The sequence below is a fragment of the Flavobacterium proteolyticum genome, assembly GCF_015223105.1.
Classification (GTDB): domain Bacteria; phylum Bacteroidota; class Bacteroidia; order Flavobacteriales; family Flavobacteriaceae; genus Flavobacterium; species Flavobacterium proteolyticum.
On sequence record NZ_JADFTZ010000001.1, the window covers coordinates 409884 to 434099 of the forward strand.

A 24216-nucleotide genomic window follows, 5' to 3' on the forward strand; every position below is an offset into this window, starting at 1 on the left:
TTGTTATTCTTTTGAAAAAAATTTTGAGAAATATTACAACAAAAAACAGTTATTTCTTTACCAAACCCTTCACCTTATTAAAAACAGTCATCAATAAAACAGCTACTAATCCGAACGCGATTCCCACGCCAAATTCAGCTAAAGTTGATGGAATACTATGTGGAATTAAATAATGAATGTATTCGATATTATGAATGAAAATTCCTCCTGAAACTAGGATAAGCGCAATCGTTCCTAATACAGCAAGTCCTTTAATTACTAATGGTAAAGCTTTAATTAAAATTCCTCCAAAATAAGACATAAACCCTTTGTTATCCGATTTTCTCATCAAATAAAAGCCCGCATCGTCCATTCTTACAATTAAAGCAACGATTCCGTAAACTCCAATAGTTGCTAAAACAGCCACTATACTAACACTTATAATTTGGGTAATCAGATCATGTTGTTTCTCCATTGCCGTTCCAAGAGCGATAATGACAATTTCGAGTGATAAAATGAAATCGGTTTTAATAGCCGAACTTACTTTTGTTTTTTCAGAATGTTCGTCATTTTCCTCCAATTTGCTTTCAGCGATAACTTCTTCTCCTTTTTTAGCACGATGAAAAAAGTATTCGATAATTTTCTCCACACCTTCATAGGCTAAATAAACTCCTCCAATAATTAAAGCCGCTTTGATTGCTGGCGGATACAACCAATTCAAAACAAAAACAACCGGAAGAATAATCAACTTATTTATAAAAGAACCCTTTGTAATTGCCCACAACACTGGAATTTCTCTTGAAGCTAAAAAACCCGTTGCTTTTTCAGCATTTACGGCTAAGTCGTCTCCTAAGATTCCTGCTGTTTTTTTGGTTGCTAATTTACTAGTCATTGCTACATCGTCCATCAATGCAGCGATATCGTCTAAGATTGCGAAAAATCCTGATGCCATAATTTTTAATTTTCTTTTTAATAACCCTCAAAGCTACGTCAAAGTTTTCTTTTGGAAAATATTTTTTGTCTGAAAAGCGCTATACCATTTTACTTCTTTAAGAAATTGATGTTACGAAGTAAGCCTTCATATTTGGTTCGTTTCACTGGAGAATTTTTAAATACTTTTTGAAACGTATCCACCGTAATTTCTTCCCAATCCGATTTTGAGAAATTTAAAATATCCGAATTCGCTTGAAAAAGCGGTTCATTATGTGGCTTTGAAAATCGATTCCACGGACAAACGTCTTGGCAAACATCGCAACCAAACATCCAATCATCAAATTTACCTTTCATTTCTTGTGGTAAATTATCTTTTAATTCGATTGTAAAATAAGAAATACATTTGCTGCCATCCACCACATACGGAGCCACAATAGCTTCTGTAGGACATGCATCTAAACAAGCTGTGCAAGAACCACAATGATCAGTTGTTGGTAAATCGTATTCTAATTCCAAATCAATAATTAATTCGGCAATAAAATAAAACGAACCTACTTTTTGCGTAATGAGATTGCTGTTTTTTCCAACCCAACCCAAGCCACTTTTTGCAGCCCAAGCTTTATCTAAAACCGGTGCCGAATCCACAAAAGCTCTTCCAGAAACTTCGCCAATTTCGGTTTGAATAAAATATAATAATTCTTTTAACTTCTCTTTTATGACATGATGATAATCTTGCCCGTAAGCATACTTGGAAATCTTATACGAATCTTCATTTTGAAGTTCTGAAGGATAATAATTGAGCAACAACGAAATCACACTTTTTGCTCCATCCACCAAAAGTGTTGGATTCAAGCGTTTGTCAAAATGGTTTTCCATATAACTCATTTGACCGTGCATGTTGTTGTTGAGCCAATTTTCAAGTCTTGGAGCTTCATGCTCTAGAAAACCAGCCTTGGAAATACCGCAAGACAAAAAGCCGAGTCTTTTGGATTCGGCTTTGATTATTTGTGAGTATTTTTCTTTGTTGTTTATCAAATTAGAACAATCCTCCTTGGATATTGTGTTTAATTTTTCCTAGATGCTTATAAGCTTTTTCAGTCACTTCTCTTCCGCGAGGTGTTCTAATTATAAAACCCTCCTGAATTAAAAAAGGTTCGTATACTTCTTCAATGGTTTCTCCACTTTCGGAAACTGCAGTAGCTAATGTTGTTAATCCAACTGGCCCACCTTTGAATTTATCAATTATCGTAGACAGAATTTTATTATCCATTTCGTCTAATCCGTGAGCATCCACATTAAGTGCTTTTAATGCGAATTTTGCAATTTCAATATCGATTTTACCATTTCCTTTGATTTGAGCAAAATCTCGCACACGACGTAACAAAGCATTGGCTATACGAGGTGTTCCTCTACTTCTCCCAGCGATTTCAATTGCCGCTTCCATAGTTATAGGCATTTTTAAAATAGAAGAACTACGTTGCACAATTGTGGTTAACAATTCGGTATTGTAATATTGTAAACGACTTTGAATTCCGAAACGAGCTCGCATAGGCGCGGTTAATAATCCCGAACGAGTAGTTGCACCGACTAATGTAAACGGATTCAAATTGATTTGAACGGTTCTTGCATTTGGACCCGATTCAATCATAATATCAATCTTGAAATCTTCCATTGCAGAATATAAATATTCTTCAACAATTGGGCTTAAACGATGAATTTCATCAATGAATAAAACATCCCTTTCTTCAAGATTCGTCAATAAACCAGCTAAATCACCAGGTTTATCTAAAACGGGTCCTGAAGTGATTTTAATTCCAACTCCTAATTCGTTGGCCAAAATATTTGCCAAAGTAGTTTTCCCTAAACCTGGAGGTCCATGAAATAAGGTATGATCTAAAGCTTCTTTACGCAAATTAGCTGCTTGAACAAAGACAGTCAAATTCTCTAAAACTTGATCCTGACCCGTAAAGTCATCAAAACTTAATGGGCGTAACGCTTTTTCGATATCAATATCTTGCGAAGAAAACGATTCTTTATTGGGATTTAAATTTTCATTCATGTAACAAAGATAATAAAGTTATAAAATAAAAAACCTCTCAAATTGAGAGGTTTTCTATACTATTTTAAAATCTTAATGATGTAATTGCTCTTCACCTTCCTTCATGGGAACAACTTGAGGAACGAAATCTTCATCATGACCTGGTTTACTGTAGTCGTAAGGCCATCTGTGTACTTCAGGAATTTCTCCTGGCCAGTTTCCGTGAATATGTTCCACTGGTGTAGTCCATTCTAAAGTATTCGATTTCCAAGGGTTTTGAGTTGCTTTCTTACCATAGAAAATGCTATAGAAGAAGTTCCAGAAGAATATGATTTGGAACGCAGCTCCTACGATTGCAAACATAGTAATCAATACGTTTACGTCAGCTAATTCATCAAATAATGGGAAAGCAGAGTTGGTGTAGTAACGTCTTGGTAAACCAGCCATTCCAATAAAGTGCATTGGAAAGAAAACTCCGTAAGCACAAACAGCTGTTACCCAAAAGTGAACATAACCTAAGTTTTTATTCATCATTCTACCAAACATTTTAGGGAACCAGTGGTAAACACCAGCAAAAAATCCATATAATGCAGAGATACCCATTACTAAGTGGAAGTGAGCCACTACGAAATATGTATCATGAACGTTGATATCTAAAGTTGAATCTCCAAGAATAATACCTGTTAAACCTCCAGTAATGAAAGTAGATACTAATCCAATAGAGAACAACATAGCAGGATTTAACTGTAAGTTACCTTTCCATAATGTAGTAATATAGTTAAATGCTTTTACTGCTGATGGAATTGCAATCAACAATGTTGTAAAAGTAAATACTGAACCTAAGAAAGGATTCATACCTGATACGAACATGTGGTGACCCCAAACAATAGTTGATAAAAATGCAATTGCTAAAATAGAAGCAATCATTGCACGGTAACCAAAGATTGGTTTTCTAGAGTTGGTAGCAATAATTTCGGATGTAATACCTAAAGCAGGTAATAATACGATGTAAACCTCAGGGTGACCTAAGAACCAAAATAAGTGCTCGAATAATACAGGAGATCCACCTTGGTAATGTAAAACTTCACCTTGAATGAAAATATCTGATAAGAAGAATGATGTTCCAAAACTTCTATCGAAGATTAATAATAATGCCGCAGAAAATAATACTGGGAAAGACACGATACCAATAATAGCTGTTACGAAGAAAGCCCAAACAGTTAATGGTAATCTTGTCATTGTCATTCCTTTAGTTCTTAAGTTGATTACAGTTACAACATAGTTCAAAGATCCCATTAAAGAAGATGCGATGAAAATAGCCATAGATGATAACCATAAAGTCATACCTAAACCTGAACCAGGAATAGCTTGTGGTAAAGCACTTAAAGGAGGATAAATTGTCCAACCCGCAGATGCTGGTCCTGATTCAACAAATAAAGAACAAATCATGATAACACAAGAAACGAAGAACAACCAAAAAGAAAGCATGTTCATGAATCCTGAAGCCATATCACGAGCTCCAATTTGTAATGGAATTAATAAGTTACTAAATGTACCACTTAAACCAGCAGTAAGTACAAAGAATACCATGATTGTTCCGTGAATAGTTACCAACGCAAGGTAAATATCATTACGCATTACTCCATCAGGTGCAAAATTATCACCTAAGAATACTTTGAAAATTTCGAAAGATTCTTCTGGCCATGCAATTTGCATACGGAAGAATAAAGATAAAACAACTCCAACAATACCCATCAATAAACCTGAAATAAGGTATTGCTTTGCTATCATTTTGTGATCAAGACTAAAGATGTATTTAGTAATGAATGTTTCTTTATGATGACCGTGTTCGTGTGACATACTAATTCTATTATATGTGATATAAAAATAACTTATTTAATAACTTGAGCTACAACTTTAGTTGAATCAACGGCTACTGCAGTAGTAGCTTCAGCAGGAGCTGCTGCAGGTGCAGGAGCATTAGCTTCTTTCCATTGTTGTGCTAATGTAGGTTTTTCAGCTAACCATTTTTTGAAATCTGCTGGTGTATCTACAACAATTTTCATTTGCATATTGTAGTGAGACGCACCACAAATTTTATTACATAATAATAAATAATCAAATGTATAAGGATCTAAAGCAGTTCCGCCTTCAGCAACAATTTTTTTACTGTTCTCAGTACGGATTTTATTAATTTTATTCACTTTAGCCATAATAGCTTCATCATTTCTCATATCAGCTGTTGTAACTGTTGGAGTAAATGCAAACTGAGTAATCATACCTGGAACACAGTTCATTTGTGCTCTAAAGTGAGGCATATAAGCTGAGTGTAAAACGTCTTGAGAACGCATTTTGAAAATTACTTTTTTACCAACTGGCAAATGTAATTCCGTTACTACTTTATCATCTTGAGCAGCTGGATCAGCTAAATCAACACCTAAAGTATTAATTCCTTCAATTAATCTAACGTTTGCTTTTCCTAATGTTTTATCATCACCTGCATAACGTGCTTCCCAACCGAATTGTTTTGCATATAATTCGATAACGATAGCATCTTGCTTGTCTTCTTCATCAACAAACATAATGTTATTCCAAGTATATAAACCGTACATAATTAAACCTGCTAAAACAATAACTGGAATAATTGTCCAAATAGCCTCTAACTTGTTGTTATCTGCAAAATATAATGCTTTTTGACCTTCTTTACCTCTGTATTTAAAAGCAAAGTAGTGTAATAAGAATTGAGTAATAGTTTGAACAAAGAAAATCAGTGCCATAGAAATAGCCATCAAATTATCTACGTCTTTACCATGCTCAGAAGCTGGAGTCCCTAATACTAAATCACTCCAAGAATATAATGAATAAATAGTGAATAGATAAATGAAACCAACAAAGGCAAACATTAAGTAACCATTAACACTATTATCTTTGTCATTTGCAATTTCGTCATTGTCTGAAGAACCGCCAATTTGGGTTAAATCAAAAATTTTAGTTAATTGCCAAATTGCAATACCGACTAGAACTAAAATTATAAATACCAAGAAACTTGTCATTTTTATTTCTTTTTAACTATTAATAATGAAAATGTTTACTTTCCTCAATTAAAGGATTTCCTTTCGGAACTAATGGAGCCTTAGTTAAAGCTGTAAATACAACGAAGATAAATAAACCTAAGAAGAACATTAAAGCTCCAATTTCAGGAATACCAATAAACCATTGATCACCAACTGTTGCAGGCATAATCATATTGAAGAAATCAATATAATGTCCACATAATATTACGATACCTGCCATAACAACAATCCAAGTTAAACGTTTGAAATCTGTATTGATTAAGATTAACAATGGAAAAATGAAATTCATAGCTAACATTCCAAAGAAAGGTAATTTGTAATGTTCGATACGAGTTACGAAATAAGTAACCTCTTCTGGGATATTAGAATACCAAATCAACATGAATTGAGAGAACCATAAGTATGTCCAGAAAATACTGATACCAAACATAAATTTAGCTAAATCGTGAATATGACTTGTATTTACATTTTCTAAATATCCTTTAGATTTTAAATATAATGTTATCATTGCAATTACAGTAATTCCACTTACGAAAAAACTTGCAAAAACATACCATCCAAATAATGTGCTGTACCAGTGAGGATCAACAGACATTACCCAATCCCAGGACATAATTGACTCAGAAACGATAAAGAAAACTAGGAAGAAAGCAGCTAATTTGAAATTTCTCTTATAAGGTGCATTATCTTCAGCTGTATCTTGAGCGATAGAATTTTTTACAAATTTAAAACGTACATAATTCCAAACAACTAAAATGATAGCAGCAGTTGCTAAGAATCTACCAACATTTAACCATCCTTTTTTAAGGAAAATTAACTTGTCAAACTTAACAGATTCTGGATTTACTACTTCTGGATCCATCCATACAAATAAATGATTGTAATGCATTCCAGCAGCAACTAACAATACAAAGAAAATAATTGAACCTGGTAATAAGTAAGCCGTAATACCTTCCATTACTCTAAATAAAATTGGAGACCAACCAGCTTGAGCCGCATATTGAATAGCATAAAAAGCTAAAACTCCAACTGAAATTAACATAAAGAAGATACAAGCAACATACAAAGCAGCCCATGGCTTATTCTGTAATTGGTGTAATACGTGTTCTAAATGTGCTTTGTGGTCATCATGTGAATGAGCATCTGCCTTAGCATGAGTATCGTGATTATCTGCATGTGCAGGAGCTTCAGCAACCGCTACAACAGCAGTAGTATCTTCAACATGAGCAGTAGAATCAACAGTAGTTGAGTGAGCAACAGTATGTGTTGAATCTGCAACATGTGCTTCAACAGCTTTAACAGTATCAGCTACCACATGAGCTTCTGTAGCATGAGGAGCAACTTTATCTACATGAGCAGCTTCATGACCATGATGACTATCTGCTAATAATTTCTCAACATCCTCAATAGTTTTAGGAGCGGCCATGAAACCAATTCCAATACCAATTGCACCTAAAATCATTAGGACGAATGAAAAAGTTTTTAATTTACTTGAAAACGTGTACATATCTATTATTTTCAAAAAGTATTAATATTATAATCCAGATTTTAGTTGTAAAACGTAGTTAGCTACTTGCCATCTTTCTTGTTGAGATAACTGGTTAGCATGAGAACCCATAGAATTTAATCCATAAGTTACTACGTGAAAAATACTACCTTCTGTAATTTCTCTATCTTTATAATTAGGCACCCCTAAGAATTTTTCTTTAACTACTAAATTACCTTTTCCATCTCCTTTTTCACCATGACAAATTGCACAATAAATATTATATAATTCTTTACCTTTTTCAGGATTTAATGATAAAGAATCTAAAGGAGATTTTAAAGTTGCCTTAGCTAAAGCATATCCTTCAGGAGTGTTTGGAATTTCATAAGGTACAAAACCTCTTTTTATTGAACCTTTTGCAGGAAGTTGAGCTTCTACTCCTCCTTTAAAAACATCATGTTCTGAATATGTTTCATAAGAAACGGCTTCATACATGTTAGGAAAAAACTGATAGTTAGGCTTTGCTTTATCGAAACATGAAGTTGCCATAAAAGACAAACCTACTACTGCTACTATTTTATATAAACTTTTCATAACTATCTATTAATGCTTTTCTACAACTTTAACTTCTACCGCTCCAGTATTTGTAAAGAAAGAAACTAATTCTTCTTCGTTACCGTGAATTCCAACCTCCATCAAGAAATGGTCATCCGTAGTTCTTACATCAGGATTTTCAGCTTGTTTGAATGGCCACAATTTACTTCTCATGTAAAAAGTGATAACCATTAAGTGAGCTGCAAAAAAAACAGTTCCTTCAAACATAATAGGCACAAATGCAGGCATGTTATCAATATAACTAAAACTTGGTTTTCCACCAATATCTTGAGGCCAATCATTTATCATTACAAAATTCATCAATGTAGTGTAAATTGAAAGTCCAACTAAACCATAAATAAATGCACAGATAGCTAGTCTTGTAGGTGCTAAACCCATAGCTTTGTCCAATCCGTGAACAGGAAATGGTGTATAAATTTCTTCAATATGATGATGAGCTGCTCTTGTTTGTTTAACAGCATCCATTAAAACATCATCATCATTATATATAGCGTGTATTACTTTATTACTCATGATATTAATGATTATCTGAATGATTATGACCGTGTTGTTCTCTTTCTGCCTTGTAGTTATCTCCTGAAGATTTTAAGATAGTCTTAACCTCTGCCTGAGCAATTACAGGGAAACTTCTAGAATATAATAAGAATAATACGAAGAAGAATCCAATAGTTCCGATGTAAATACCAGCATCAACAAAAGTTGGTTGGAACATAGTCCATGATGATGGTAAATAATCTCTGTGTAATGAAGTTACAATAATTACGAAACGCTCAAACCACATTCCTACGTTCACCACAATTGAGATGATAAAAGACGCCATAATGTTAGTTCTAATTTTCTTAGACCACATTACTTGTGGAGAAATTACATTACAAGTCATCATTAACCAATATGACCACCAGTAAGGACCAGTTGCTCTGTTTAAGAATGCATACTGTTCGTACTCAACTCCAGAATACCAAGCTACGAATAACTCCGTAATATATGCACAACCTACGATAGAACCAGTAATCATAATTACGATGTTCATTAATTCGATATGTTGGATTGTGATATAATCTTCTAGGTTAGATACTTTTCTCATGATGATAAGAAGCGTATTTACCATTGCGAATCCTGAGAAAATCGCTCCAGCAACGAAGTATGGAGGTAAGATTGTTGTATGCCATCCTGGGATTACAGAAGTAGCAAAGTCAAAGGATACAATAGTGTGTACAGAAAGTACAAGAGGAGTTGCTAAACCAGCTAATACAAGAGAAACCTCTTCAAAACGTTGCCAGTCTTTAGCTCTACCAGACCATCCAAAAGATAGGGTAGAATAAACTCTTTTGGTAAAAGGAGTTACTGCTCTATCACGTAGCATAGCAAAGTCAGGTAATAAACCAGTCCACCAGAAAACTAATGATACAGATAAATAGGTAGAAATTGCAAATACGTCCCATAATAATGGTGAGTTAAAGTTAACCCATAATGATCCGAATTGATTTGGAATTGGTAATACCCAGTATCCTAACCATGGGCGACCCATGTGAATGATTGGGAATAAACCTGCTTGCATTACCGAGAAAATCGTCATTGCTTCTGCAGAACGGTTAATCGCCATTCTCCATTTTTGACGGAATAATAATAATACGGCAGAGATAAGAGTTCCGGCGTGACCGATACCTACCCACCAAACGAAATTGGTGATATCCCAAGCCCAACCAACTGTTTTATTTAATCCCCATGTTCCAATACCAGTGGTAACGGTATAAATCATACAACCTAATCCCCATAGGAAAGCGGCTAATGCAATTGAAAATACTGTCCACCATTGTTTGTTTGCTCTACCTTCTACAGGTCTAGCCACATCTACCGTTACATCGTGGTAAGATTTACTTCCTACTACTAAAGGTTTTCTAATGGGTGCTTCGTAATGAGACGACATAATCCTTTATATTGTTTCTTTAATTAATACTTATTTATCGTTTCTAACTTTCACGTGGTACATCACGTTTGGTTTTGTTCCGATGTGCTCTAATAAATGATACATTCTATCAGATTCTACTAATTTAGCTACATCTGATTCTGAATCATTGATATCTCCAAATTTCATAGCACCACTTGAACAAGCTGCAGAACAAGCTGTTTGGAATTCATCCTTACCTACTGCTCTACCTTCACGTTTTGCTTTTAATTTAACTGCTTGAGTCATTTGGATACACATAGAACATTTCTCCATAACTCCACGAGAACGTACATTTACATCTGGATTGATAACCATACGACCTAAATCATCATTCATGTGATAATCAAACTCGCTATTTTTGTTATATAAGAACCAGTTGAAACGTCTTACTTTGTATGGACAGTTGTTAGCACAGTAACGAGTACCAACACATCTGTTGTATGCCATGTGGTTTTGACCTTCTCTACCATGAGATGTTGCAGCTACTGGACATACTGTCTCACAAGGAGCGTGATTACAGTGCTGACACATTACAGGTTGGAAAGCTATTTGAGGATTTTCTGAAGGATCTTCCATACTTGAGAAAGTATCGATAGAATTCATTAATCCAGCAGCAGATTCTTTTAATTCAATATCACCTGCAAAAGTCTCTTTAGAAGAATAATATCTGTCGATACGTAACCAGTGCATATCTCTACTTCTTCTAACCTCAGATTTACCAACAACAGGTACATTATTTTCAGCGTGACATGCGATAACACAAGCTCCACATCCTGTACAAGCATTTAAATCAATAGATAAGTTAAAGTGGTGACCTGTAGAACGATCGAAAGAATCCCATAAATCAACTTCTGTAGCAGCTGTTGGTTTGTGATCTAAAGATACCATTGGAACTGGGTTCCAAACTTCCGCTTTTTGAGTATTGAAAACTTCTAATGTAGTTTCTTTGATAATATCACCTCTACCCATTAATGTTTTTTGTAACTGAACACAAGCAAATTCATGCTCTCCATCAGCAACAGTAATAGTAGCAGATTGATTTGAGTTTAAGTTAGCGTATAAAGCATAAGCATTAACACCTACTTGCATCTCTTCTTTTAATCCTAATTTTTTACCATATCCAAAAGCTAAACCTAAAGTTCCTTTTGCTTGACCTGGTTGAATAATAACTGGTACATTTTCTAAAGTAGCATTTCCTACTTTAATAGTTGCATAACTTCCGTTTAAACCTCCGTTAGCTACATTCCAGTTCTTGAATCCATTTGCCTCAGCATCTGCTTTAGACATAGTTACGTAGTTATCCCAAGAAACTCTTGTAATAGGATCTGGGAATTCTTGTAACCAAGGATTGTTTGCTTGTTGACCATCTCCCATTCCAACTTTAGAATATAATACTAAATCGAAATTTGAAGATTTTGCTTGTGCTAAAGCTGAAGCTGCCGAAGCATAATCAGCAGAAGCTGCAGATAATGGACTTGCTACAGAAGCAACAAAACCATCATGAACTGCTTGATTCCAAGATTTTCCAGCTAGAGAAGTAGCAGAGAAAGATTTTAAGAAATCATAATAAGTAACTGTATTGTCTGTCCAAGTTAATAAAGCCTCTTGGAACTGTTTTGTATTGAATAAAGGACGAATCGTTGGTTGCATGATGCTGTAATTACCTCTAGTAATTGTAACATCACCCCAAGACTCTAAATAATGAGGAGCTGCAGCAGCAATTGTAGTTAAACTTGAAGTTTCATCTTCTTTCATAGAGAAAGCAACTGAAAGTTTAACAGATTTTAAAGCCGCAACGAAATCTTTAGAATTTGCTAAAGTATAAGCCGGATTAACTCCATTCATAATTAATGTATGAACTTTTCCAGCTTTCATATCTGCTACTAATTGAGCAACCGCTTTTGCATCTCCTTTTCTAGTAAGGATAGCATCAGAAGGATTGAAAGCTGCAGATTGTAATGCATTGTTAATAGCTAAAACTACTAATTGTGCATTTACATCATCTAAACCAGTTACAACTACACCTTTACTTTTAGCACTTGTAAGTTGTTTAGCTGCTTTAGCGATTTGAGCATTTTTAGGTTGAGCACCATTAACAACGGCATAATATAAATCAGCTAGAGCTTGTTTTTGTTGCGCAACTGTCATTGGAATTCTAACATCTGCATTAGCACCTGCTAAAGACATGTTAGATTCAATTTGAATATGTTTAGACATCATTCCGTTTTTAGGAATACGACCTTGAGCATATCCTGCATCAAAACCTCCTCCTTGCCAATCTCCTAAGAAATCTGCACCAACAGAAACGATAACATCTGCTTTTGAAAAATCATAATTAGCTAAAGCTCTTACACCGTAAACTGCTTGAAAAGCATCTAAAGCGTTTGATTCAGAAACTGCATCATAAACAACATGCTTTGTTGTTGGATATTTAGCAACTAAAGAAGCGATTAAAGCATCAGTTGAAGGACTAGCCATAGTGTTTGTTAACACCACTACATTTCCACCTTTTGCTTTAGCATCTTCTAAACTAGCTTTAACTTTAGTGTTTACATCAGCCCAAGTTGCATCTTTACCTGCAATTTTAGGTTGTTTCAAACGCAAACTATCATATAATGAAAGAACAGAAGCATGAACTCTTGCATTAGCTCCAGTTTTTGCTCCTTCTAAATTATTGTTCTCTACTTTAATAGGACGACCCTCACGAGTTTTGATTAAAATATTAGCGAAATCAAAACCATCAGCCATCGTTGTTGCATAATAATCAGCAACACCAGGAATAATTTCTTCTGGTTGAACTACGTAAGGAATTGACTTTACAACAGGACCTTCACAAGCCGCCAATGAAGCTGCAGCCGTGCTAAATCCAACATATTTTAAAAAGTCACGACGAGTAGTTGACGAAGAAGATAAAGATTCTTTATCTCCTAAAAATTGGTCAACTGGAATTGGTTCCACAAACTCGTTGTTTCTTAGCGTCTCAACAATAGAGCTATTTTCGTTTAGCTCTTCAACACTTTTCCAGTATTTTTTGTTTGATGCCATTGTATAGTATATTAGCTTCTTAAATTATTTTATTAATAGTGACATTTACCACATTCTAAACCTCCCATTTGAGCAGCAGTTAACTGAGATACTCCGTATTTTTTAGAAAGTTCTTCATGGATTTTTTTGTAGTAAGCATTATCTTCTACTTTCACATTTGTTTCTCTGTGACAGTTAATACACCATCCCATTGTTAACGGAGCATGTTGTTTCATGATCTCCATTTCTTCAACTGGACCGTGACAAGTTTGACACTCAACTCCAGCAACAGTTACGTGTTGTGAGTGGTTGAAATAAACGTGATCTGGTAAATTATGAATTCTAACCCATTTAACTGGTTTAGTTTTTCCTGTATATTTTTGTAATGACTTATCCCATCCAACTGCTTCATATAATTTAGCAATTTCACCATCGTAAAAAGCTTTAGAATGCTCTTCAGTTGCAGTAGTTTCAGCCACTTCGCTAATGTTTTTGTGACAGTTCATACAAACATTCAACGAAGGAATATTAGAATGCTTACTAACTCTTGCAGCAGAGTGACAGTATTTACAATCAATTCCGTTTTCACCAGCGTGAATTCTGTGTGAATAATGAATTGGTTGTACTGGCTCATATCCTTGATCCACTCCAATTTGCATCATCCAACCGTATGCAAAGTAAGCAGAAACCAACAACAAGACAATAACAGAAACTAATACTAAAAACTGATTTTTAGCATATGCTCTGAACACATTCATCAATGAACGATCTTTTTGTTCAACTTCTAATCCTTTAGCACTAGCGATTTTAGTCAACATATTGTTAACCAAGAACAACATTACAACTAACATCATCATCACTAATGAAAGCACTCCTAATATTACATTATTAGAAACACCTGAATCAGCAGCCGCATCAGTAGCAACCGGAGCAGCACCAGGAACCGCAGCAGGTGCAGCAGGAGCAGGCTCAGAAGTGTACGCAATAATATTGTCAATATCCTCATTTGACAATTGTGGAAATGCAGTCATTGGAACTTTATTGTTCTCTTCAAAAACTTTTACAGCTTGCGCATCTCCTGACTTGATTAATTCCCCACTATTCTTTACCCACTTATACAACCATTCTTTGTCATACTTAGCCTCAACTCCACGAAGAGCTGGCCCCGTAGCTTTTGCATCTAATTTATGACATGCTGCACAATTGGTATTAAATAATTCCTTACCCTTTGCCGCATCCTGAGAGAATACAGATAAAGAAGTTACTAGCACGAATGCTACACTGAAGAAAATCTTTGAAAACGATTTATGGTTACCCACCTTTTTCATATTTAAAATGATTATCGACTTAATTTGGTATACTTTTAGATATACCTTATCTAAAAACAACACGTTATTTTTTCAAAACTCCGACAAAAATACAATATTCGAACTATTATTAAAACCTTAATTTTATCTTAAAATGTAATTTATATTTGTTCTAAATAATATTCAAGTGTCTTATTCTCGTCTTAAATTGTATTTTTGTATTAAAATCATTTGTATATGAAAAACTTATCAAAACATAACTTATTGTACTTCTTTATTCTATCATCTTTATTCTGTTTTAGAACTAATGGACAAGATGGCAAAACAAATATTTCTGTTGACCCAAAAATAGACCAATTACTGAAAGAAAAAAGAAAATTAAACACTGGTTTATTTCTAAATGAAGGATACAAAATCCAGATTTTTTATGGTAATAGTGAAGAATCAAAAAAGAAATTGCAAGAATTTAAAAAAGAATTTAAAGACCTTGATGGTACCATCATTTTTAATAGCCCAAATTATAAAGTATGGATTGGAAATTTCAAAACAAGAATTGAAGTTGAACGCGCAATCTTAGATATTAAGAAAAAATATCCAACAGCATTAATTATAAAACCAACTAATTAAAAATAGATAAAAACAAAAAAGCCATTCTTTTGAATGGCTTTTTTTATTGATTACAATTGAATTATTTCAATTTTTTCTTAACCTCTACTTCATGGAATCCTTCGATTAAATCATACTCACGAATATCGTTGTAATTTTTAATCTGCATACCACAATCATATCCTTTTGAAACTTCTTTCACGTCGTCTTTGAAACGTTTTAAGGTAGCTAATTCACCTGTGTAAATTACAACTCCTTCTCTAATTAATCGAATCTTAGAATTTCTGAATATTTTACCATCTGTAACCATACATCCTGCAATAGTTCCTACTTTAGACACTTTAAACAATTCTCTAATCTCCGCAGTACCGGTAATTTCCTCTTTCATTTCCGGAGACAACATTCCTTCCATAGCATCTTTCAAGTCATCAATTGCATCGTAAATAATTGAATAGTTACGGATATCGATTTCTTCTTTTTCAGCTAATTGTTTTGCATTTCCTTGCGGACGAACGTTAAATCCGATAATAATCGCATCTGAAGCAGAAGCTAACAATACATCAGATTCTGTAATAGCTCCAACACCTTTATGAATAATATTAATTTGGATTTCCTCAGTAGATAATTTAGAGAATGAATCCGATAATGCTTCTACAGAACCGTCCACATCTCCTTTAAGAATAATATTCAATTCTTTAAACTGACCTAAAGCAATACGACGACCAATTTCGGCAAGCGTAATATGCTTTTGAGTACGAACCGATTGTTCACGTTGTAGTTGTGTACGTTTAGCTGCAATTTGTTTTGCTTCTCTTTCGTCTTCGTAAACATTGAATTTATCACCCGCTGTTGGTGCGCCATCCAATCCTAAAACAGATACCGGAGTTGATGGTCCAGCCGTTTTAATTTGGTGACCTCTTTCATCAAACATGGCTCTAATCTTACCATGATTTTTTCCAGCTAATACATAATCACCCACTTTTAAAGTTCCTGCTTGAACTAAAATAGTTGAAACATAACCTCTACCTTTATCTAACTGAGCTTCTACTACAGTTCCTAAAGCTGGTTTATTTGGATTGGCTTTTAATTCTAAAATTTCAGCCTCTAACAATACTTTCTCTAATAATTCAGGTACTCCTTGACCAAATTTAGCCGAAATGTCTTGAGATTGATATTTTCCACCCCAATCTTCAACCAATAAGTTCATACCTGCTAATTGCTCTTTAATTTTTTCTGGATTTGCTGTAGGCTTATCCACTTTATTAATAGCAAAAATCATTGGCACACCCGCCGCTTGCGCGTGACTAATTGCCTCTTTTGTTTGTGGCATGATTTCATCATCGGCAGCAACTACGATAATGGCAATATCGGTAACTTGAGCCCCACGAGCACGCATCGCTGTAAACGCTTCGTGACCTGGTGTATCTAAGAATGTGATTTTTTCGCCATTTTCTAAGATTACCCCGTAAGCTCCAATGTGTTGTGTAATTCCTCCTGACTCACCAGCAATAACATTTGCTTTACGAATGTAATCCAATAATGAGGTTTTACCGTGGTCAACGTGACCCATTACGGTAACAATTGGCGCTCTATGAACTAAATCTTCAGGATTATCTTGAATTACTTCAGCAGCTTCTTCAATATCAGTAGTGATAAATTCCACTTCATATCCAAACTCATCAGCCACAATTGACAAAGTCTCAGCATCTAAACGCTGGTTCATTGTTACCATAATTCCAAGCGACATACATGTTCCAATAACCTTAGTAATTGGCACATCCATTAAAGCAGCAATTTCACCTACGGTAACAAACTCAGTTACTTTTAAAGTTTTGCTTCCTTCTTCTTGTGCTTGTAATTCGTCATCTACACGTTGTCGGTGCGAATCTCTTTTATCTCTACGATATTTTGCCGATTTTGATTTATTCCCTTTACCTTGTAATCTTTCGAGAGTTTCTTTAATTTGGTTTTTAACGTCTTCTTCAGAAGGCTCTACCTTTTGAATAATTGGTTTTTTTCCTTTGTTAAAACCTCCAGCTCCATTACCTTTTACAAACTCTTTTTTTGGACCACCCGCATTATTATTGGCTCCAGGAGTTCCTGGCGTACCTGGTTTAACAATACGCTTACGTTTGTTTTTATTGTTGTTAGCAGCATTCGCCCCACCTGCATTCGGCGCTTGAGGAGTTCCAGGCTTTTTAAAATCTTTTTTAGGATCTTCTTTTTTCTTTTTTGGTTTATCAAATTGAGATAAATCAATTTTCTGACCAGTGAAAGTAGCCCCTGATAACTTTTGATATTGTGTTTCGATTTTTTCCTCAACTGCTTCTTCAGATGAAGTTTCAGATTTAACTTCAACCTCTTTAACTGGTTTAACAATTTCAGGCTTTTTAACCTCTTGAATTTCGGTTTTAATTTCGGCTTTGACAAGTTCAGAAACTTTTTCCTCTACTACCTTTTCAACTGCCACTACAGGTTTTTCTTCAGAAATTGGCTTTTCAGATTTAACTTCTGGTTTTTTAGGATCTAAATCGATTTTACCAATAGCTTTTGGACCTGATAAAACGGCCTTAGCTTTGATAACCTCTTGTCTTTGACGCTCTTCTTCCTGCAAACGCTTTGCCTCTTGTTCTTTTTCAAGTTCACGTTTAAGTGCTTCCTTCTCTTTTCTTTTTTCTTCACTTACTTCAAGAGAGGCTACCTTATTCCCTTTGTCAGCAGAAAATTGACCACATAAGACTTGATACTCCTCTTGAGATATTTTAGCATTTGGACTTGACTCAATTTCATGACCCTTTTCTTTTAGAAAATCCACAGCTCTATCAAGAGAAATATTTAACTCCCTTAAAATTTTGTTTATTCTTATTACTCTTTCTTCAGACATATAACCTTTTTAAAATTCTATTATGTTGTGTGTTGTTTGGTTTAAGAATTATCCTTCTAATTCTTCTTTTAATATATTAATTACATCTAAAATAGTTTCCTCTTCAAGATCTGTTCTTCTTACCAAGTCAGCAACATCTTGATTTAATACGCTTCTAGCTGTATCTAAACCGATTTTTTCAAATTCTTCAATTACCCAAGCTTCAATTTCATCTGAGAACTCTCTTAATTCTACGTCATCTTCTTCTTGTGCAACACCTTCTCTTATAACATCAATTTCATAACCTGTTAACAAACTTGCTAATTTAATGTTATTTCCTCCTCTACCAATAGCTTTAGAAACTTCTTCAATTTTTAAGAACACTTCTGCTGTTTTAGCTTCTTCGTTAATTTTAACTGTAGAAACTTTTGCAGGACTTAATGCTCTTGTTATATATAATTGAGTATTAGTTGTATAATTAATTACATCGATATTTTCATTTCCTAACTCACGAACAATACCATGAATACGAGAACCTTTCATTCCTACACAAGCTCCTACAGGGTCAATTCTATCATCATAAGAATCTACTGCTACTTTCGCTTTTTCACCAGGAATACGAACTACTTTTTTGATTGTAATTAAACCATCAAATACTTCAGGAATTTCTTGTTCAAATAATTTCTCAAGGAATTCAGGAGCCGTTCTCGACATGATAATTTGAGGTTTATTCCCTTTCAATTCAACATTCTCGATTACACCTCTAACATTATCGCCTTTTTTGAAATAATCATTTGGAATTTGTTTTTCTTTTGGTAAAACAATTTCATTTCCTTCATCGTCCATCAAAATTACAGCTTTTGGACGAACATGATGCACTTCTGCTGTATAAATATCACCTATCAAATCTTTAAATTGTTTATAAAGATTTGTATTATCGTGTTCATGAATCTTAGAAATTAAGTTTTGACGTAATGCCAAAATAGCCCTTCTTCCCAATTGAATTAATTTCACCTCCTCTGAAACGTCTTCACCTACTTCAAAATCAGGCTCAATTCTTCTTGCTTCAGACAAAGAAATTTCAGAATTTGGATCTTCTACTTCACCATCTTCTACAACAACACGATTTCTCCAAATCTCCATATCCCCTTTGTCAGGATTAATGATGATATCAAAGTTATCGTCTGATCCATATTTCTTTTTCAATGCATTTCTAAATACATCTTCTAAAATTGCCATTAGTGTAACTCTATCAATGAGTTTATCGTCTTTAAATTCTGAAAACGATTCGATTAATGCAATATTCTCCATGTCAACTCTTTATTTAAAATGATATTATAACAATTGCTTCTTTTATACTCTCGTAAGGAATTTCCAGCTTCTTATCAACCGTTTCTTTTCCTTTACCTATTTTTTTTGGCTCACGTGCCTGCCATTCTAAAATTATCTTTACATCATCAGCGAATGATAATTTAGCCTCAACCTCTTCTGACGAAATAGTTTTAACCTTCAAAGTTCTTCCAATATTTTTCTTGTATTGTCTTACTAATTTTAACGGACTTGAAACGCCTGCTGAAGCAACTTCTAATGAGAAATCTTGCTCTTCTCTATCCAAATTATTCTCAACTGCTCTACTTACGTCAATACAATCTTGTAAATTAACACCTGAATCACCATCTAAAATTACACTAATTTTATTAGCTTCATTGATAGACAAATCAATTAAAAAAAGATGCTCACGTTCCGCCAATGCTGCATCCAATACTTCCTGAACTTTACTTTTAAATGTCATATTTTTATAAAAAGAGGCACGCTGTGCGTGCCTCATAATCCTTTGTTCTTTAATAACGTTGCAAATATACAATTTTTTTTGAATTAAAAAACATTGTCAGTTTGGATATTTTTTGTACTTTTATAGTGTAATTCATTTTACATCATTAAAATAACCTAAAACAAACTTATGAAACGAATTTTAGTACCAACCGATTTTTCAAAACACGCAGAATACGCATTAAAAGTTGCAGCACAAATCGCCAAAAAAAATGACGGAGAGATTTTTTTACTACACATGTTAGAACTACCAACTACAGGTAACGATGCTGTTTCAAGAGCTCACGATATTCCAGAATTAATGTTCTTTAAAAATGCAGCCGTAGCAAAACTTGATGAATTAATGGATGCCGATTATTTAGATGGCGTAAAAATTTCAAGAATTATTCAATTCGAAATGGCTTTTGAAGGAATTATTAAAAATGGAGAAGCTCATAATGCAGATTTAATTGTTATGGGATCTCATGGAGCAAATGGTTTCCAAGAAATGTTTATTGGATCAAACACTGAAAAAGTAGTAAGAAATTCTGAGGTTCCAGTACTAGTTATAAAAAGAGAAGAAGATACTTTTAACGCATCCAAATTCGTATTCGCTTCTGATTTTTCTGACGAAATTAAAAAACCGTTTGAAAAAGTTGTAGAATTTGTTAACAAATTTGGATCTCATCTTTATTTAGCCAATATCAACACTCCAAACAATTTCAAATCTACTAAAGTAGCTCAAAAACAAATGGATGAGTTTATTGCTAACTTTAAAATCGACAATTACTCAACACATATTTATAACGATGTTAATGTTGAAAAAGGTATCTTACATTTTGCAAAAAGCATTGATGCAGACATTATTGGAATGAGCACACACGGAAGAAAAGGTCTATCACACTTCTTCAATGGAAGCATTAGCGAAGATTTGGTAAATCACGCCAAAAGACCAGTTATCACCTTTAAAATCTAATTTCAAGATTTTTACTATAAAAAAGACCGCTTTGAAGCGGTCTTTTTTATATTTTATAACACTCCAAATCAGACACATATGAACATAAAAAAACTCCGCCTAAGATAAGCGGAGTTTTGTTGGCCCACAAGGACTCGAACCTTGAATGACGGTACCAAAAACCGGAGTGTTACCATTACACCATAGGCCAATACCTAACAACCTTTTCGATTGCGAGTGCAAATGTAGAACATATTTTTTATTCTGCAAATTTTTCTAAAAAAAATATTAAAAAAAATAATTAACTAATATTATAAACAAAAAAATAGTTTCTTTGTAGGAGAATATAGAAAAACCAAAAAACAATATGAATTCATTCAACTTTAAAAAGTGGAACACCATTTTAGGCTGGTCTACTTTTATGGTAGCTTTAATTACTTATTCATTAACAGTAGAACCAACCTTGAGTTTTTGGGATTGTGGTGAATACATTGCAACATCGGCTAACTTAGAAGTGGGACATCCACCAGGAGCTCCGTTATTCCAAATGTTAGGTGCTTTCTTCGCTATGTTTGCGTTTAGTCCAGATAAAATAGCCTTAATGGTGAACTATCTTTCTGTATTTTCAAGTGCTTTTACAGTGCTTTTCATGTTTTGGTCATTAACTATCTTGTTGAAAAAAGTAATCGTAGGTGAAAAAGAAATTTCAACAAATAATGCTGTCATGATTTTAGGCAGTGCCGCTGTTGCAACTTTATCATTTACTTTTACTGATAGTTTTTGGTACAATGCAGTGGAGGCCGAAGTTTATGCCATGGCAACATTTTTAATTGCATTACTATTTTGGTTAGGATTACGTTGGGAACAAGAAATTAATACACCTCGTGGAAATAAATGGTTATTGATTATTTCATTGGTAATCGGACTTTCATTTGGAGTTCACTTTATGGCCTTATTAGCTTTTCCTGCAATTGGATTCTTATATTTCTTTAAAAAATATAACAATGTAACTTTAAAAAGCTTCTTAATAGCTAATGTAGTTATTATCGCTATTCTACTTTTTATTTTTAAATTATTACTCCCATATACGTTAGCTTTCTTTGGTAAAACTGAAATTTTTATGGTGAATAGCCTTGGGATGCCTTTTAACTCAGGTACTATTTTTGCTTTTATTCTAATTATTGCAGTTTTTTACTTCGGATTAAATTATACCAAGAAAAAAGGGCACGTTTTTTATAATACTTTAATATTAGCAACACTTTTCATTTTGATTGGTTTTTCGACTTGGATGATGTTACCTATCCGTGCCAACGCCAATACACCTATTAACGAAAATAAACCTTCTGATGCTGCAGAGGTTTTAGCGTACTACAATCGTGAGCAATATGGGGAACAAAAATTATTCTACGGACCTCAATTTTCAGATACTTATTCAGGCTTAGACCCTGTTACTCCGTATTTAGACGACAAACCTAATTACGAACGTGATTACAAAACAAAAAAATACATCATCACAAACGATTACATCAATGCTAAGCAAAATACAGATGATGCACACAAAGCCATATTGCCTAGAATGTGGAGTAGCGAGCATAATGAAAATTATATGATTTTTACTGAACCTTTAGAATTCAGAATAAATCCAGAATACGCTCACGAAGACGAATTAGTCAATATCGTAACCCAATTTAGAAAAGCTTATGATGCGGGAGAAGTTGACGAAAAAGACTATGATAAATTTTTAAAAGGATATGGCGAATATTTAATTGTAGACAAACCTACTTTCTTCAACAACATGAAGTTTATGGTGCAATACCAATTTGGATATATGTATGTGCGCTATCTACTTTGGAATTTTGTGGGTAGACAAAGCGATGAACAAGGGAAATACGATAACACCAATGGTAATTGGTTAAGTGGCATTAATTTTATTGATGAAATGTTCATTGGAACTCAAAAAAATCTCCCATCTGATATGGCAAATAACAAAGGAAGAAACACCTATTTCTTCTTACCTTTTATTTTAGCTATTATAGGAATGGTATTCCATGCAAAAAGAGATATTAAAAGTTTTTATGTCTTACTTACATTATTTTTATTTACAGGCTTAGCTTTAAAAATATACTTAAACGAAAGACCTTTTGAACCAAGAGAAAGAGATTACGCTTTAGTAGGTTCGTTTTATGTATTTGCTATGTGGATTGCTTATGGTATTTATGCTATTTTTGATTCTTTGAAAAAATACATTCAACCTAAAATTGCTATTCCAGTTGTATTAGTTCTTTCTTTATTAGCCTCACCAGTAGTGTTAGCGTCACAAAACTGGGACGATCATGATCGTTCTAATAAAGACACTGCTTTAACAATGGCTAAGGCTTATTTAGATTCTTGTGAGCCTAATGCTATTTTATTTACAATTGGCGATAACGACACATTCCCTCTTTGGTACATGCAAGAAATTGAAGGATATAGAACTGACATCCGAATCGTAAACACAAGTTTGTTCATGACCGACTGGTATATTGATCAAATGAAAATGAAAACGCATAATTCTGAACCAATTCCAAGTTCATTTAACAGAGAACAATACAAAGGAAGTAATAGAGATTATAGTTTATTCGTAGAAAGAACTAAAGAACCTTTATTATTAGACGAAATGCTTAAATTCATTGCTTTAGACGATGAAAGAGCTAAAATCGAATTGAATAATGGTCGTAAAATCAATTATTTTCCATCTAAAAAAGTAATTTACCCTATCGATAAAGCAGCGGTAATAAAAAATAAAGCAGTTTCAGAAAAATTCTATGATTCAATTGTTCCGGCAATAGAATTTGAAATTAAAGATGACGCGCTTTACAAAAATCGTTTGATGATGCTTGACATCGTAAATCAAAATAATTGGAAACGTCCTATTTATTTTACAGGTGGAAGTTTTGGTGAAGACGATTATCTTTGGATGAAAGATTACCTTCAATTAGATGGTATGTGCTTTAAACTAGTTCCTATTAAAACTCCTGCAGAATCACCAAGCCCAATGAAAATGGGACAAATTGATTCTGAAAAAATGTACAATATTGTAATGAAATGGGATTGGGGCAATAGCGGAAAACCAATTATCTATCACGATCCTGAAACACGTAAAAACAGTATTAGTTATAGAACTAATTTGGCTCGTTTGATGGAAACCTTAATTATAGAAGGCAAAAAGGATAAAGCTGAAAAAGTAATTGATTTAGCAATGGAAAAAATGCCTGTTAAATATTTCGAATATTATTCTATGTTAGAACCTTTTGCAATGGGATATTACGAAGTTGGTAAAAAAGAAAAAGCTAGAGAAATTATTTCTGAAGTAATTAAAAAATATCAGGAAAACCTAACTTTTTACAACAGTTGGAAACCTAGCGAGCAAAACTTTGGCGCTATGGATATTGTTACTACAATTGAACAATATAGAAGTTTACTTCAAGCATCAAAAGATGCTAATGATTTAGAATTTTATAACAAAGAGAAAGTAAAGTTCAATAATTTCAATAAAATGTTCCAACGTTTTGGCAGAGAAATGGAATAACTAATTTCTAA

The 24216-nt window shown here is 33.8% G+C and carries 17 protein-coding genes and 1 tRNA gene; 3 read left to right on the plus strand and 15 right to left on the minus strand.

Going from position 1 to position 24216, the window contains the following annotated elements; translation table 11 throughout:
* Positions 1-49 precede the first annotated feature (49 nt).
* The 11 genes from IM755_RS01760 to IM755_RS01810 all read right to left on the minus strand — a co-directional run bounded on the left by IM755_RS01760 (position 50) and on the right by IM755_RS01810 (position 14425).
* Entirely contained in the window at positions 50-931 is an 882-nt protein-coding gene (locus IM755_RS01760) for a DUF808 domain-containing protein (RefSeq protein ID WP_194093341.1), read from the minus strand.
* Between the two features lie 89 nt (positions 932-1020).
* The gene (gene queG / locus IM755_RS01765) at positions 1021-1947 is read right to left on the minus strand and encodes a tRNA epoxyqueuosine(34) reductase QueG (protein ID WP_194093342.1); all 927 of its coding nucleotides are present in this window, start codon (positions 1945-1947) and stop codon (positions 1021-1023) included.
* A gap of 1 nt (position 1948) precedes the next feature.
* Positions 1949-2971, minus strand: a complete 1023-nt coding sequence (ruvB, locus tag IM755_RS01770; RefSeq protein WP_194093343.1) for a Holliday junction branch migration DNA helicase RuvB — start codon at positions 2969-2971, stop codon at positions 1949-1951.
* A gap of 72 nt (positions 2972-3043) precedes the next feature.
* Entirely contained in the window at positions 3044-4810 is a 1767-nt protein-coding gene (locus tag IM755_RS01775) for a cytochrome c oxidase subunit I (RefSeq protein WP_194093344.1), read from the minus strand.
* 32 nt (positions 4811-4842) lie between these two features.
* Entirely contained in the window at positions 4843-6003 is a 1161-nt protein-coding gene (locus IM755_RS01780; RefSeq protein WP_194093345.1) for a cytochrome c oxidase subunit II, read from the minus strand.
* Positions 6004-6022: 19 nt separating this feature from the next.
* The gene (locus IM755_RS01785) at positions 6023-7531 is read right to left on the minus strand and encodes a quinol:cytochrome C oxidoreductase (RefSeq protein WP_194093346.1); all 1509 of its coding nucleotides are present in this window, start codon (positions 7529-7531) and stop codon (positions 6023-6025) included.
* Positions 7532-7558: 27 nt separating this feature from the next.
* Complete coding sequence (locus IM755_RS01790; RefSeq protein ID WP_194093347.1) at positions 7559-8104, minus strand: c-type cytochrome; 546 nt, start codon at positions 8102-8104, stop codon at positions 7559-7561.
* Between the two features lie 9 nt (positions 8105-8113).
* Positions 8114-8638, minus strand: a complete 525-nt coding sequence (locus tag IM755_RS01795; protein ID WP_194093348.1) for a DUF3341 domain-containing protein — start codon at positions 8636-8638, stop codon at positions 8114-8116.
* Positions 8639-8642: 4 nt separating this feature from the next.
* A complete protein-coding gene (gene nrfD / locus IM755_RS01800) occupies positions 8643-10052 on the minus strand; it encodes an NrfD/PsrC family molybdoenzyme membrane anchor subunit (protein ID WP_194093349.1) in 1410 nt (469 codons plus the stop codon).
* A 30-nt stretch (positions 10053-10082) separates the two neighbouring features.
* Positions 10083-13118 (minus strand): TAT-variant-translocated molybdopterin oxidoreductase, encoded by a 3036-nt coding sequence (locus tag IM755_RS01805; RefSeq protein ID WP_194093350.1) that lies wholly within the window; start codon positions 13116-13118, stop codon positions 10083-10085.
* A gap of 32 nt (positions 13119-13150) precedes the next feature.
* A complete protein-coding gene (locus IM755_RS01810; protein WP_194093351.1) occupies positions 13151-14425 on the minus strand; it encodes a c-type cytochrome in 1275 nt (424 codons plus the stop codon).
* Positions 14426-14641: 216 nt separating this feature from the next.
* Here IM755_RS01810 and IM755_RS01815 point away from each other — a divergent pair, with 216 nt between their 5' ends.
* Positions 14642-15031, plus strand: a complete 390-nt coding sequence (locus IM755_RS01815; protein ID WP_194093352.1) for an SPOR domain-containing protein — start codon at positions 14642-14644, stop codon at positions 15029-15031.
* 61 nt (positions 15032-15092) lie between these two features.
* On the opposite strand, the gene infB is transcribed toward IM755_RS01815, so the two are convergent.
* From infB to rimP, 3 genes are read right to left on the minus strand one after another with little or no spacing between them, the layout of a single operon-like run.
* A complete protein-coding gene (gene infB, locus IM755_RS01820) occupies positions 15093-17894 on the minus strand; it encodes a translation initiation factor IF-2 (protein WP_194093353.1) in 2802 nt (933 codons plus the stop codon).
* A gap of 48 nt (positions 17895-17942) precedes the next feature.
* Positions 17943-19184, minus strand: a complete 1242-nt coding sequence (gene nusA / locus IM755_RS01825; RefSeq protein WP_194093354.1) for a transcription termination factor NusA — start codon at positions 19182-19184, stop codon at positions 17943-17945.
* Positions 19185-19197: 13 nt separating this feature from the next.
* Positions 19198-19665 carry a ribosome assembly cofactor RimP gene (rimP, locus tag IM755_RS01830; RefSeq protein WP_194094441.1) on the minus strand — a complete coding sequence of 156 codons (468 nt, stop codon included), beginning with the start codon at positions 19663-19665 and terminating at the stop codon, positions 19198-19200.
* Positions 19666-19833: 168 nt separating this feature from the next.
* On the opposite strand from rimP, the gene IM755_RS01835 reads away from it, so the two are divergent.
* Positions 19834-20658, plus strand: coding sequence for a universal stress protein (locus tag IM755_RS01835; protein ID WP_194093355.1), 825 nt, complete (start codon positions 19834-19836; stop codon positions 20656-20658).
* A 119-nt stretch (positions 20659-20777) separates the two neighbouring features.
* Here the strand turns inward: IM755_RS01835 and IM755_RS01840 are convergent.
* Positions 20778-20848 (minus strand) — tRNA-Gln (locus IM755_RS01840).
* Positions 20849-21004: 156 nt separating this feature from the next.
* Here IM755_RS01840 and IM755_RS01845 point away from each other — a divergent pair.
* Positions 21005-24205: a glycosyltransferase family 117 protein gene (locus IM755_RS01845; protein WP_194093356.1), complete on the plus strand. Its 3201-nt coding sequence runs from the start codon at positions 21005-21007 to the stop codon at positions 24203-24205.
* Positions 24206-24216 lie beyond the last annotated feature (11 nt).